Raw genomic sequence first — 12,925 nt, 5'->3', positions numbered from 1 at the left:
GGGAGGGGCTGGGGGAGGGGGAGGGCTGTGTCTCACCGAGTGAACCGCTTGCGGTTGGCCCTCTGGCGAGAGGAGGGACTTTCCGGCGCGGCCGAAGGCTTCAACCGTCACGAACGCGGTTGAAGGGCGGCGAGAGCCGGGCTACACGGCGCGTCATGGGCATCAACCTCAATCCCTTCACCTGGTGGAACGGCGCCACCATCGGCACCTGGTTCGGTCTGCGCGGCAAGGCGCAGGTGGGCGAGGACGCGCATGGTAACGTCTATTATGAAGGCGGCAGCGATACCGCCGGTCGCCCGCGTCGCTGGGTGATCTATAAGGGCTCGAACGATGCCAGCCGGGTTCCGGCGGAATGGTTCAGCTGGCTGCACCATCAGGTCGATGACGTGCCCGACCGCTCGCTGCCGCCGCGTCGCGCGTGGCAGAAGCCCGCGATTCCCAACATGACCGGCACCGCCATGGCGTATCGCCCGTCCGGCGCACTGGAAAAGGGCGGCGTGCGCCAGGCGGCGACCGGGGATTACGAAGCCTGGACGCCTGAGGGGTGAAGACCTCGCGCTGGCTGGCCGGCGGAGCGCTGGTCGCCTTGCTGGGCGTCGGCGGCTGGTTCGGCTATCACGCGCTGACCGACAAGGGCGGCCCGGACCCGGCCGAATCGGCGGTCAGCCAGATCCTGCCTGACCGTCCCGGCGCGGCATCGGGAATCGAGTCGGTCGACGGCGCCCAGGCGGCCTTGCCCACCGGCGGCACGCCCATGGCCGAGCGCGTCGCGGTGATCGGCCTGCTCAACAAGCGCAACGGTGTCTCGCGCGACCTGACGCTGAAGCCTGGCCAGGCGGTCCGCGTCGGGGACGTGGTTGTCCGCCTGCGCGCGTGCGAAAAGACCGCTTCCTGGGAGCCGGAGCCGCTGACCGGCGCGTTCGTGCAGCTCGACGTGCGTGGCGCGGATCAGCGCTGGCGGCGGGCCTTTTCAGGCTGGCTGTACAAGGAGCGCCCGGCGCTCAACGTCGTGCTGCACCCGGTCTATGACGTCTGGACCAAGAGCTGCACGATGTCCTGGCCGGAGACGGGGCCGGATACCGTGCCCGCCTCGCTGCCGGGAGCTGCCCCCAAGCGATCCAGCGCGCCAAAGTCGCCCGGAGTGGACACGCCCGAGGCGGATGCTCCCGGCGCGACCACGCCTGCCAATGCGTCGGACAGCAGCGCGACATAAGCGTCGCGCCCGATCTCGACCGCGCCCAAGGTCGACAAATGCGGCGTCTGGAACTGGCAGTCGAGCAGGCTGTATCCTCCGACCCGCAAACGGGCGGCTAGCCAGGTCAGGGCGACCTTCGACGCGTCGGTCCGGCGGCTGACCATCGATTCGCCGAAAAAGGCGCGGCCCAGCGCCAGGCCGTACAGGCCGCCGACCAGCTCGTCGCCGTCCCAGCATTCGATCGAATGGGCAAAGCCCATGTCGAACAGGTCGATAAAGACCCGCTCGATCGCATAGTTGATCCAGGTCTCGGGCCGGTCCGGCACGCTTTCGGCGCAGAGTCGGATGATCGATTCAAAGGCGGTGTCGGCGGTCACGCGGAACCGGTCCTGCGCCACCGTCTTGCGCAGCGAGCGCGACAGGTGGAACCCGTCGAGCGGCAAGATGGCACGCTTGCCTGGTTCCACCCAATAGACGTGATCGGTGTCGCGGGTATCGGCCATCGGAAAAACGCCGACGGCATAGGCGCCCAGCACCAGATGCGGGGTCAGCCGTTCGGCGATGCCGGGTTCCTCGCGACGGCTCATCCCCCGGCCAGCCGCTTTTCGATGAGACGCCACAGATCGATATAGGCCTTGGCGGCGCTGCTGCGCGGGGCGAAGGCGCCGACGGGCGCGCGGTGCTGACCCATCGCCTCGACCAGACTGGCCATCGGGATGACCGGCCAGTCGGGATGCTGCGCCAGCGCCTCGGCATGAAGGCGGCGGCGGCGATCGACCATGACATGGACGGGGAGCAGGGGCACGCGGCCGCGGACATGCCCGTCCACCACCTCCAGCGCCCGGGTGGCGAGTGCGGAGGGGACGACCGGCACCACCACCAGATCGACCGCGCGCAGCACCTGTTCCGTCGTCTCGGTCAGTCCCGGCGGGCAGTCGAGGATCACGCTGTCATAATCGTCCAGTCCTTCGACCAGCTTGCCCAACCGCTTCTTCTTGTCGATCGCGTGGAAGAGCAGGTCGAGCCCGCGCAGCGAATCGTCGGCGCCGACCAGCGACAGGCGGGGAATATCGGTCTGGCGGATCAGCCGTTCCACCGCGACATCGCGCGAGAAGATCGCCTGGGCCCGGTCGCCGGGGGCGGGGCCGCCGAGCAGCCAGGTCGAGGCCGCCTGCGGATCGAGGTCCCAGAGCAAGGTCCGGCGCGCGCACAGGCTGGACGCACACCAGGCCAGGTTGACCGCCATGCTGGTCTTCCCCACCCCGCCCTTCAGGCTGTAGATCGCGATCGCGGCCACGGCGTTCCCTGGTTCCTCCCTGTCATGGCCCACGAAAAAGGCCGACGGAGATATCCCCGTCGGCCGGTTTTCGATCAAGTCCTTATCGTCGATCAAGCGACGGCAGGGACGGATTGAACGCAAATCAGATGTGGCAGACCTGTGCCGCCTTCTTCGGCGTGGTCAGCGTGACGGCCTTTTCGTCGCCGGTCATCTTCCAACCGCCCTCGGCGGTCAGCGGCTCGCCGGCGGCCGGGGCCTTCAGCACGACGGGCGTGTCGCCTTCCTTCAGGCGGACATTGGCCTGCTTGTCACCCTGGAAAAAGGTGACGAAGACCAGGCTGTTGTCCTTGCAGCGGAAGCTCTTGTCCGCCTTGATCGCGGGCGGCAGTTCGACCGGGGCGCGATTGGCGAGGACATTGGCCATGGGATCGGGGTTGGTATCGACCACTTCGGGCTGGCTGGGCTTGGAATTGCACGCAGCCAAAGCGAGCAGCGGTGCGGCGACGATGAGGGGGAGGAGGCTCTTCATAGCGGGGCGGTGCTTCGCAAATGCAGCAACCCGGCGTCAAGCATGACCTGCATGTCAGGCGTCGAATGACCCATATTTCGGGAGCGGGCGTCCCGCGAACATCGGATAACCGCCATGCCTTCGCTTGCGGCCCCCCAAGCAAGGCTTTGCTTGCCGAGGGGCGGGGCAGAGGCCATCTAGCGGACATGCATGTGACCTCCGATACGCTGGCCCTGATCGGCAACACCCCGCTCGTTCGCTTGAAAGGGCCGAGCGAGGCCACCGGTTGCGATATTTACGGAAAATGCGAGTTCGCCAATCCGGGGGCGAGCGTGAAGGACCGCGCCGCCTTGTTCATCGTCGAGGATGCCGAGGCGCGGGGGCTGCTCCGCCCCGGTGGCACCATCGTCGAGGGGACGGCGGGCAATACCGGCATCGGCCTGGCGCTGGTCGCCAATGCCAAGGGCTATCGCACGATCATCGTGATGCCAGAGACGCAGAGTCGCGAGAAGATGGACACGCTGCGCGCGCTGGGCGCCGAACTCGTGCTCGTGCCGGCCGCGCCCTATTCCAGTCCCTGTCACTTCGTCCACACCTCGCGCCGCATCGCCGAGGAGACGGACAATGCGGTCTGGGCGAACCAGTTCGACAATATCGCCAATCGTCGCGCCCATATCGTCGGGACCGCCGAGGAGATCTGGAACCAGATGGATGGGCGGATCGACGGCTTCACCTGCGCGGCCGGGACCGGCGGTACGCTGGCGGGCGTCGGCCTGGGTTTGAAGGCGCATGACGAATCGGTCCGCATCGCACTCAGCGACCCACACGGCGCGGCGCTGTACGATTATTATGCGCATGGCGAATTGAAGTCGGAAGGATCGTCGGTCGCCGAGGGCATCGGCCAGGGGCGGATCACCGCCAACCTTGAAGGTGCGCCGATCGATACCCAATTCCGTCTCTCGGACGCCGAAGGCTGGTACTGGGTCCAGCGGCTGTTGAGCGAAGAGGGCCTGTGTCTGGGCCTCTCCTCGGGCATCAACGTCGCGGGTGCGGTGGCTCTGGCCAAGGCGTTGGGACCCGATAAGCGGATCGCAACGATTTTGTGCGATACCGGCTTTCGCTACCTGTCCACGCTCCACAACCCGGAGTGGCGGGCCGAGAAGGGACTATAGGCGCGGGGCCTTTCTCGCGCCGAAGGTCGACAGGACATCGTGCGCAGGATAATAGCTTCCAATTCCATGAGATCGACCGACCATCATCATATCATGCAGCGTGTGAAAGTCGGCATGATCGGCTTGGCTGCGGTCATTCTGCTGATCGGGATCGCCAGCACCATCCTGGGCTCGCTCAACCGCGACGAACCGGTTGCGGCCACGGCCGGAATCGCACCGTCCAACATGGTGGCGGACATGGCCGTGACCAACGCGGCGACTCCGGCGGCCAGCGAACCGCTTGCCGAACTGGGGGTTGCGCCTGCCCCCGTAAACACCCAGGCCCCCGCCGCTCCCGAGCGCTGATCCTTCGGACAGCCTTGCCCGCGCGTGCGTATCCCTGACGCGAATCAGGGCCGAACCGGCCTTTCTGGCTAATCGAAATTAATTTTGCGGTGTCCTTCTCTCCGGCGTTGTCGTCGGGGAAATCCGGGGATTTGCGCCTGGAGCGGCGGTTTTCCGGCCTTTTCATGGGTTCGAGCGAAACGCCGTTCCCGCGGTGCGCCCAGTTGTTCGTCGCATAACCGGTCTTTTGGGAGTGGTTTCCCCGTTTATCCCCAAAAATCCCGTTGCCTCCCGGTTCTGCTATAGGTAAACCCGTTTCCAACAGAGGGGCAGGCTCACTGTGATCCAGAAATGGTCGGAATGCGGCGATGGCCGGATTCCGAAGCAGTGAGGCCGTGCGCGCCATGTGCGAGGTTGGCGTGTCCGATAGGGGTTTGTATCAGGGAAGTGGCATTGGCCTTGTCGACGACAAGGGTCGGGTTGCCATCCCTAATGCACTCCGGTCCACGCTGGCTCAAAATGCGCCGCGCCCTGACGGAAAAGATGGCGGGACCATCATCATCGCTGTCCACGAAACAGAGCGCTGCCTGATCGCCTATGACCCGGGTTATGTTGCCGTGCTGAAGAAAGAGCTGGACGCGCGGACCGAGATGTCGCGCGGGCCCGACGGCCGCATCGACTATAATATCAAGCGCGACCTGGCGAATGGCGAGGCGGTGCCCTTTGACGGGTCTGGGCGTTTCATCATGCCGGGCTTCCCCCGTTTCCATGCCGGGATCGCGGGCCATGCTTTCTTCTGGGGCACGTTCGATTATATCGAAATCTGGGACCCCAAGACGCTGGTCGAGACGCCGGGCCTGCCTGCCAAGATGATCTCGGCCGCGCGTTTCCATTGCCAGGAAAAGGGGATTGCTCTGTGAGCGACGCCCCGCACATCCCCGTCCTGCTCGACGAAGTGCTCGACGCGCTCGCCATCGCCCCCGGTGAGACGCATGTCGACGGCACGTTCGGGGCGGGTGGCTATACCCGCGCGATGCTGGGGCGGGGTGCCAAGGTCATCGCCTGCGACCGCGATCCCGATGCCATCGCCAATGGTCAGGCGCTGGTCGCGGCCGAGCCGGGCCTCACCCTGATCCACCGCGAATTTTCCGGTCTGGATCAGGCGCTCGACGCGCGCGTTGATGGTGTGGTGCTGGATATCGGGGTATCCTCGATGCAACTCGACCAGGCGGAGCGTGGCTTTTCCTTCCAGGGGGACGGACCGCTCGACATGCGCATGGCGCAGGCAGGCGAGTCGGCGGCCGATTTCCTGAACACCGCCGATGAAGCCGCCATTGCCGACGTCCTCTATCATTATGGCGAGGAGCCGCGCTCGCGCCGGGTCGCCCAGGCGATCGTCGCCGCGCGCCCGCTGACCCGCACCGGCGAGCTGGCCGCGGTGGTCCGCCGGGCGCTCGGCTATCGCCCGCATGACAAGAAGGACCCGGCGACCCGGACCTTCCAGGCGATCCGCATCCATGTGAACCGCGAGCTGGACGAGCTGGCCGACGGGCTGGCTGCGGCGGAGCGCGCACTGAAGCCGGGCGGTCGCCTTGCGGTGGTCACCTTCCACAGTCTGGAAGATCGCATGGTCAAGCGCTTCTTCCGCGAGCGCGCCGGGCAGATGCCGGGCGGATCGCGCCACCTGCCCGAACAGGCGGCGGCGCGCGCGCCCAGCTTTGCGTATGTCGGCAAGGCGGTGCGGGCCGGGGAGGTCGAGCTGGCCCGCAATCCGCGCGCGCGTTCGGCGACGCTGCGTTTTGCGACACGTACGGAATCTCCCGCCTGGTCGGCGGGGAAGGGAAGGGCGCCGGGGGGCGAGTTGAGTCAGGAGTTGGGCGTATGACGGCGGCGTATCGGTTAAAGGGGATCGGGTGGTTCGGGAGCTGCGTCGCAGTCGTCCTGGGCTTTTACCTGGTGTCCTTGCAGGTGGCGGCGGAGCGCAAGAAGCTCGACGACGTCAACGCCCGCATTCAGACCGCCGAGCGCGACATCCGCGCGCTGGAGACGGAGTTCGACACCCGCGCCAACCTGGTCCAGCTGGAAAAGTGGAATGGCGACACGCTGGCGCTGACCGCCCCGATTGCGGGCCAGTTCGTGGGGGACGAGGCGCAGCTCGCCTCGCTCGACGTGACGCGCGGCCCCGCGACCGGCGCGGTGCAGACCGCCGCCTTGCTGGTCCCCTCCCAGCCTGCTCCGGTCGTGCCCCTGCCGGATGCCGCCCCGACCCAGACCGCCGCCGCCGCCAAGCCCAACGCACCCGCCCCCGTCGTGCGCCTCGCCAAGGTCGAACTGCCCAAGCCCCAGGTCGTGAAGGCCGTGTCCGAGCGTGTCGTCGCCACCCGGACGCCCAAGCCCGCCTCGATCGCGACCGTGCGCACCGCCGCCGCCGTCGCCAAGGTTCGGCCGCAGGCGGTGGCGATGCTCGACCGCCAGCTGCTGTCTGACACGACGCTGGGCGACATTCTGAAAGGCGCCAAGTCCGAATCGCGGCGGCGGCGTTGAGCGTCCTGGTCGCGCGTCCCGCCGGAACGCAGCGTACCGCCGGCCAGCGCCACGCGCTGGTCGCGACGACGCATATGCGTCTGATGATGTTGATGATGCTGTTCGGCGCGGCCGTGCTGGTCGTGATCGGACGGTTGATGCTGCTGGCCGTGTTCGCGGGCCCCGCCGATGCGGCCGCGCGGACCGCGACGCTGGCGGCGCGGGGCGATATCGTCGACCGCAACGGCGCGCCGCTCGCCCGCACGATCGACAGCTGGACGATCGCGGTCCATCCGAAGAAGCTGATCGGCGATCCGATGGAGATCGCCGCGCGCCTTGCCGCGCTGATGCCCGATCGGGGTGACCAGGCCTGGTTCTATAACCAGCTGACCCGCAAGGCGAATTTCGTCTATCTGCAGCGCCGCGCCAGCCCGACGCTGGTCGAGCAGGTCAACGCCATCGGTGAGCCCGGTCTGGTCTTCGACCGCGAGACGCAGCGGCTGTATCCGCAATCCTCGCTCGCCGCCCATGCCCTGGGTTTCCTGTCGACCGACGGGCACGGGATGAGCGGCATGGAGCGCGTGCTCGACCAGCGGCTGCTCGATCCGGCCCAATCGGGCAAGCCCGTCGCCCTGTCCATCGACACCCGCGCCCAGGCCGCGCTGGAGAGCGAACTCGGCCGGGCGATGAACACCTTCTCCGCGCGGGGCGGCGGCGGCATCATCCTGGACGTGCACACCGGCGAAGTGATCGCGATGGTCTCGCTGCCCACCTTCAATCCCAACCGGGTCGGCATGGCGGGCACCGAGGAACTGCGCAACATCACGACGCAGAGCGTGTTCGAGCTGGGTTCGACCTTCAAGCCGATCACCATGGCGGTGGCGATGGAGAATGGTGTCGTCACCTCGATGGCGCGGCGCTTCGACGCGACCCACCCGCTGAAGGTCGGCGGCTATACCATCCATGACGAACAGGGCGATCCGAAGCGCTGGCTGAACATGGCCGAGACGCTGATCTATTCGTCCAATATCGCCACCGCGCGGATCGCCGACGAGATCGGGCCGCAGCGGATGCAGACCATGTTCAAGAAACTGGGCTTCGATACCAAGCCGGATATCGAGCTTCGCGAAAAGGGCCGTCCGCTGCTGCCGACCTATTGGGCGCGCACGACGACGATGACGACCGCTTATGGTCATGGCATCGCGGTGACGCCGCTGCATCTGGCGTCGGCTTATGCCGCGTTGGTCAATGGTGGCATCTGGCGTCCGGCGACGCTGATGAAGGTTGCGCCGGGTCATGCGGCGGCGGGCCGCCGGGTGCTGAGCGAGGCGACCAGCTACAAGATGCGGCAGATGTTGCGCCTGATCGTGATGCGCGGCACGGGTCGCAAGGGCGATGCGCCGGGCTATCGCGTCGGCGGCAAGACGGGCACCGCCGAGGCGGCGGTCGCGGGCGGCTATGATCGGTCGCGCAACGTCGCTACCTTTGCGGCGGCCTTCCCGATGGATGCGCCCCGCTATGTGGTTCTGGCGATGCTCGACTCGCCAAAGGGTACGAAGGAGACCGGTGGGTGGAAGACCGCAGCCTGGAACGCCGCGCCCGTGGTCGGGCGGACGATCACGCGGGTCGGCGCGATGCTGGGCGTCGTGCCGGACGCGAACAAGGATATCGACGAGTCCGACATCCTGCCGACCCTGTGGCAGGACCCGAAGTCGCCGCCGGTGGATGGACGATGAGGCGCGCGGCATGAGGCTGAACCAACTGACCGCCGACATTCAGGGCGATATTCAGGGCGAGGGCGGTGACGCCCTCGTCTCCGGTTTCGCGATCGACCATCGCAAGGTCGCGCCCGGCACCGTCTTCGGTGCGTTCCAGGGCGCGCGGGTGAATGGCGAGGACTTCATCGCCGATGCGGTGCGCAGCGGTGCGGTGGCGGTCGTCGCGCGACCGGGCGTGACGGTCGACGGCGCGGTCCACATCGCCTCGGACGAACCGCGCGCGACTTTTGCTCGGCTGGCCGCGGCGTTCTTTGCGCCCTTCCCGGCGACAGCGGTGGCTGTCACGGGCACGAACGGCAAGACCTCCACGGTCGAGATGACGCGCCAGCTCTGGCGCATGGCGGGGCATCACGCCGCCTCGATCGGGACGCTGGGTGTGACCACCGCCGACGAGCGGACCTATACCGGCCTGACCACGCCCGATGTCGTGACCTTCCTGTCCAACGTCGCCGGGCTGGCGCGTGAAGGCGTGACGCATCTGGCGTTCGAGGCGTCGAGCCACGGCCTGACCCAGTATCGGACCGAGGGGCTGGAGGTGTCGGCGGCGGCCTTTACCAACCTGTCGCGCGATCACCTCGACTATCATGGCGATATGGGCGCCTATCTCGCGGCCAAGATGCGGCTCTTCTCCGAGGTGTTGTCGCCGGACGGCACGGCGGTCGTCTGGGCGGATGACGTCGAGAGCGGTCGTGTCATCGACCTGGCGCGGGCGCGCGGCAACAAGCTAGTGACGGTCGGCACGCGCGGATCGACGCTGAAGCTGGTCGAGCGGCATCCGACCCTGCTGGGGCAGGGGCTGGTGATCGAGGACGAGCACGGCGAAACCCACAAGGTGCAGCTGCCGCTGATCGGCGCCTATCAGGCGGCCAATGCGCTGGTGTCGGCCGGGCTGGTGCTGGCGACCGGTGGAGATATCGCCACGACCGTCGCGAACCTGGCCCGGTTGCAGCCGGTGCGCGGACGGCTGGAGCGTGCCGCCATCGCGAAGAGCGGCGCGCCCGTCTATGTCGACTATGCCCACACGCCTGATGCGATCGAGGCAGCCATTGCCGCGCTGAAGCCCCATGCCGGCGGGCGGCTGATCGCGGTGCTGGGGGCAGGTGGTGACCGCGATCCGGGCAAGCGCGAGGCGATGGGACAGGTCGCCTCGATGCACGCCGACCGGGTGATCGTGACCGACGACAATCCCCGCACCGAGGACCCCGCCGCCATCCGTGCGCAGGTGATGCGGGGCGCGACCGGGGCGATCGAGATCGGCGACCGTCGCGCCGCCATCGCCGCGGCCATCGCCGAGGCGGGCGAGCAGGACATCGTTCTGATCGCGGGCAAGGGGCATGAACAGGGCCAGATCGTCGGCGATCTCGTCCTGCCCTTCGACGACGTGACCGTCGCGCGGGAATGTGCGGCATGAGCAGCCAGGCGACGACCAAGACACCTGCGGGGCCGCAAACGGAAACCCCGCAGCCCGAAGCACCCGCACGACCACGCCCCAAGCTGTCGTTGCATTACGGCGCCAAGCCGCCCGAGGCGCGCAAATGAGCCTGTGGACCGCGCAGGAGATCGCGGCGGCGACCGGCGGCACGGCCTCTGCCGACTTCGCCATATCGGGCGTCGCCTTTGACAGCCGAGAGGTCGGTCCCGGCGACCTGTTCATAGCCATGACCGGGGAAGCGACCGACGGCCACCGATTCCTCGACCAGGCCTTTGCGCAGGGCGCGTCGGGTGCGCTGGTCAGCGATGCGACCGATCATCCCCATGTCCGTGTCGCCGACAGCTTCCGCGCGCTGGAGGATCTGGGCCGCGCCAGCCGCGCCCGCACAGACGCGACGATCATCGGCGTCACCGGTTCGGTCGGCAAGACCAGTGCGAAGGAAGCGCTCTACGCCGCCCTCGAACGTGGCTGGCGCGGGAACGTGCATCGCTCGGTCAAAAGCTACAACAATCATACCGGGGTGCCGCTCAGCCTCGCACGGATGCCCCGCGACGTGCGGGCTGGCGTGTTCGAGATGGGTATGAACCATGCAGGCGAGCTGTCGGCGCTGACCGCGATGGTGCGTCCGCACATCGCGATCGTCACCGCCATCGCGCCCGCGCACACCGAATTCTTTCCCGACGAATCCGCCATTGCGGATGCCAAGGGCGAGATTTTCCAGGGACTCCAGCCCGGCGGCACGGCGATCGTTCCCTATGACAGCCCGCACCGCGAGCGCCTGATCGCCGCCGCCAAGCCCTACGCCGAGCGGATCGTGACCTTCGGCTTCGACCCCGCCGCCAATGTCCGCGCGGTCGAGGCGATGCGCGGCCCCCAGGGCGGCAGCTTCGTGACCGCGAGACTGGGTGACAAGGAACTGAACTTCACCCTGTCTCAGCCGGGGCAGCATTGGGTGTCCAATGCGCTGGCCGTGCTGGCCGCCGTCGATGCGGCGGGCGGCGATCTGGGGCTGGCCGGACTGGCGCTGGCCGAGCTGGGTGGCCTTGCCGGGCGCGGTGCGCGGTTCCGGACGGGCAACGGTGCGCTGGTCATCGACGAAAGCTACAACGCCAATCCCGCCTCGATGCGCGCGACGCTGGCCGTTCTGGCCGAGGAGCCGGGCCGCCATGTCGCGGTGCTCGGCGAGATGCGCGAGCTGGGCGAGGACTCCTCCGACTATCACGCCGGACTGGCCGAGCCGATCCTCGCGGCGCGCGTCGAAAAGGCGCTGCTCGTCGGCGAATCGATGGCGCCCTTGGCCACTGCGCTTGAGGGGCGGGTCGATTTCGTCCATGTGGCGGATGCGAAGGCCGCGCGCGAGGCGCTGGCCGCTATCATCGCACCCGATGACGTGGTGCTGATCAAGGGGTCGAACGGAGTCGGGCTGTCGCGTGTCGTGGCGGCCCTGCGCGGCGATACCCCAACGGGCGGGGCGTGAGTTAGATGCTGTACTGGATCGCGGAGCATCTCGGGTTTCCGGGGCTTCTCAATCTCATCCGTTACCAGTCGTTCCGCACCGGCGCGACGGTGGCGACCGCGCTGTTCATCGGCCTGATCATCGGGCCGCGCTTTATCGGTTGGCTGCGCGTTCGCCAGGGCAAGGGACAGCCGATCCGCGCCGACGGGCCGCAGACCCACCTCGCCAAGCGCGGCACGCCCACCATGGGCGGGCTGATGATCCTGACCAGCATGACGCTGTCCATCCTGATCTGGATGAACGTGTTCAATCCGTTCGTCTGGGCGTGCCTCTTCGTGACGCTGGGTTTCGGCGCGATCGGGTTCCTCGACGATTACGACAAGGTGCGGAAGGCCTCGACGGCGGGCGTGTCGGGCAAGACCCGGCTGCTGCTGGAGTTCGCCATTGCGGGCGTCGCGGCGTGGATCATCATGGGGCAGAACGGGCCGCATCTGTACCTGCCCTTCACCTCGCGCATGTATCTGGATCTGGGCTATTTCTACCCGCTGTTCGCCGCCTTCACGATCGTGGCGTTCGGTAATGCGGTGAATTTGACCGACGGGCTGGACGGGCTGGCGACCATGCCGGTCATCATCGCCAGCGTCGCGTTCATGGTCATCGTGTACCTGGCGGGCAACGTGAAGTTCGCCGATTATCTGGGCATCCCGCATGTGCCGGGGGCGGGCGAGCTGGCCATCTTCTGCGGCGCGGTAGTGGGCGCAGGGCTCGCCTTCCTGTGGTTCAACGCGCCCCCGGCGGCGGTGTTCATGGGCGACACCGGCAGCCTGGCGCTGGGCGGCGCGCTCGGCACCATCGCGGTCGTCGCGCATCACGAGATCGTGCTGGGCATCATCGGCGGCCTGTTCGTGGTCGAGGCGATGTCGGTCATCATCCAGGTCTTCTTCTACAAGCGGACCGGCAAGCGGGTGTTCCGCATGGCCCCGATCCACCATCATTTCGAACAGCTCGGCTGGTCGGAGCCGACCGTGGTGATCCGCTTCTGGATCATCGCCTTCGTGCTGGCGCTGGCGGGTCTGTCGACGTTGAAGCTGCGATGATCGTTTCGCGCGACTGGGCGGGGAAACGGTACGCGGTGCTGGGGCTCGCACGCTCCGGCGCCGCGACTGTTTCGGCGTTGCTGGCGGGCGGGGCGAACGTTGTGGCGTGGGACAGCGATCCCGCCAAGCGCGAGGCCCTCGCTCCCCTCCCCTTCAGGGGA

General features: G+C 67.5%; 14 protein-coding genes and 2 pseudogenes. 13 read left to right on the top strand and 3 right to left on the bottom strand.

The features are described from left to right. Window positions 1-155 precede the first annotated feature (155 nt). Window positions 156-548, top strand: a complete 393-nt coding sequence (locus SB4_RS13205; RefSeq protein WP_058734823.1) for an NADH:ubiquinone oxidoreductase subunit NDUFA12 — start codon at window positions 156-158, stop codon at window positions 546-548. A 206-nt stretch (window positions 549-754) separates the two neighbouring features. Beyond that, window positions 755-988, top strand: a pseudogene (locus SB4_RS19020) (DUF2155 domain-containing protein); the annotation flags it as partial. A gap of 35 nt (window positions 989-1,023) precedes the next feature. Here the strand turns inward: SB4_RS19020 and aat are convergent. From aat to SB4_RS13190, 3 genes are all read right to left on the bottom strand, one after another. After that, window positions 1,024-1,782: a leucyl/phenylalanyl-tRNA--protein transferase gene (gene aat, locus SB4_RS13200; RefSeq protein ID WP_058752932.1), complete on the bottom strand. Its 759-nt coding sequence runs from the start codon at window positions 1,780-1,782 to the stop codon at window positions 1,024-1,026. Continuing rightward, a complete protein-coding gene (locus tag SB4_RS13195) occupies window positions 1,779-2,492 on the bottom strand; it encodes a ParA family protein (RefSeq protein WP_058752935.1) in 714 nt (237 codons plus the stop codon). The genes aat and SB4_RS13195 overlap by 4 nt, the downstream gene beginning before the upstream one ends. A 124-nt stretch (window positions 2,493-2,616) precedes the next feature. Next, a complete protein-coding gene (locus SB4_RS13190; RefSeq protein WP_058716099.1) occupies window positions 2,617-3,003 on the bottom strand; it encodes a hypothetical protein in 387 nt (128 codons plus the stop codon). Window positions 3,004-3,188: 185 nt separating this feature from the next. On the opposite strand from SB4_RS13190, the gene SB4_RS13185 reads away from it, so the two are divergent. From SB4_RS13185 to SB4_RS20380, 11 genes and pseudogenes are all read left to right on the top strand, one after another. Further along, window positions 3,189-4,154 carry a cysteine synthase A gene (locus SB4_RS13185; protein WP_058752931.1) on the top strand — a complete coding sequence of 322 codons (966 nt, stop codon included), beginning with the start codon at window positions 3,189-3,191 and terminating at the stop codon, window positions 4,152-4,154. A gap of 66 nt (window positions 4,155-4,220) precedes the next feature. Continuing rightward, window positions 4,221-4,499: a hypothetical protein gene (locus tag SB4_RS13180; RefSeq protein ID WP_241488615.1), complete on the top strand. Its 279-nt coding sequence runs from the start codon at window positions 4,221-4,223 to the stop codon at window positions 4,497-4,499. 347 nt (window positions 4,500-4,846) lie between these two features. Next, window positions 4,847-5,398, top strand: a complete 552-nt coding sequence (locus SB4_RS13175) for a division/cell wall cluster transcriptional repressor MraZ (protein ID WP_241488614.1) — start codon at window positions 4,847-4,849, stop codon at window positions 5,396-5,398. After that, window positions 5,395-6,363, top strand: coding sequence for a 16S rRNA (cytosine(1402)-N(4))-methyltransferase RsmH (gene rsmH, locus SB4_RS13170; RefSeq protein WP_058752930.1), 969 nt, complete (start codon window positions 5,395-5,397; stop codon window positions 6,361-6,363). Before SB4_RS13175 ends, rsmH begins: the two co-directional genes overlap by 4 nt. Beyond that, window positions 6,360-7,022, top strand: coding sequence for a hypothetical protein (locus SB4_RS13165; RefSeq protein ID WP_058752929.1), 663 nt, complete (start codon window positions 6,360-6,362; stop codon window positions 7,020-7,022). The genes rsmH and SB4_RS13165 overlap by 4 nt, the downstream gene beginning before the upstream one ends. After that, entirely contained in the window at window positions 7,019-8,737 is a 1,719-nt protein-coding gene (locus tag SB4_RS13160) for a peptidoglycan D,D-transpeptidase FtsI family protein (RefSeq protein WP_058752928.1), read from the top strand. The genes SB4_RS13165 and SB4_RS13160 overlap by 4 nt, the downstream gene beginning before the upstream one ends. 10 nt (window positions 8,738-8,747) lie before the next feature. Next, a complete protein-coding gene (locus SB4_RS13155; RefSeq protein WP_058752933.1) occupies window positions 8,748-10,190 on the top strand; it encodes a UDP-N-acetylmuramoyl-L-alanyl-D-glutamate--2,6-diaminopimelate ligase in 1,443 nt (480 codons plus the stop codon). Further along, window positions 10,187-10,318: a hypothetical protein gene (locus SB4_RS20525; RefSeq protein WP_275044986.1), complete on the top strand. Its 132-nt coding sequence runs from the start codon at window positions 10,187-10,189 to the stop codon at window positions 10,316-10,318. The genes SB4_RS13155 and SB4_RS20525 overlap by 4 nt, the downstream gene beginning before the upstream one ends. Further along, on the top strand, window positions 10,315-11,688 hold the full coding sequence (locus SB4_RS13150) for a UDP-N-acetylmuramoyl-tripeptide--D-alanyl-D-alanine ligase (RefSeq protein ID WP_058752927.1): 1,374 nt from the start codon (window positions 10,315-10,317) through the stop codon (window positions 11,686-11,688). Before SB4_RS20525 ends, SB4_RS13150 begins: the two co-directional genes overlap by 4 nt. 5 nt (window positions 11,689-11,693) lie before the next feature. Continuing rightward, window positions 11,694-12,764, top strand: a complete 1,071-nt coding sequence (gene mraY, locus SB4_RS13145; RefSeq protein WP_056434228.1) for a phospho-N-acetylmuramoyl-pentapeptide-transferase — start codon at window positions 11,694-11,696, stop codon at window positions 12,762-12,764. Then, window positions 12,761-12,925: pseudogene (locus SB4_RS20380) on the top strand (UDP-N-acetylmuramoyl-L-alanine--D-glutamate ligase); the annotation flags it as partial. The gene mraY and the pseudogene SB4_RS20380, both read left to right, overlap by 4 nt.

It is taken from the genome of Sphingomonas sanguinis, assembly GCF_001476905.1.
GTDB lineage: Bacteria > Pseudomonadota > Alphaproteobacteria > Sphingomonadales > Sphingomonadaceae > Sphingomonas > Sphingomonas sanguinis_B.
This window is presented reverse-complemented; position numbering and strand designations above follow the sequence as displayed.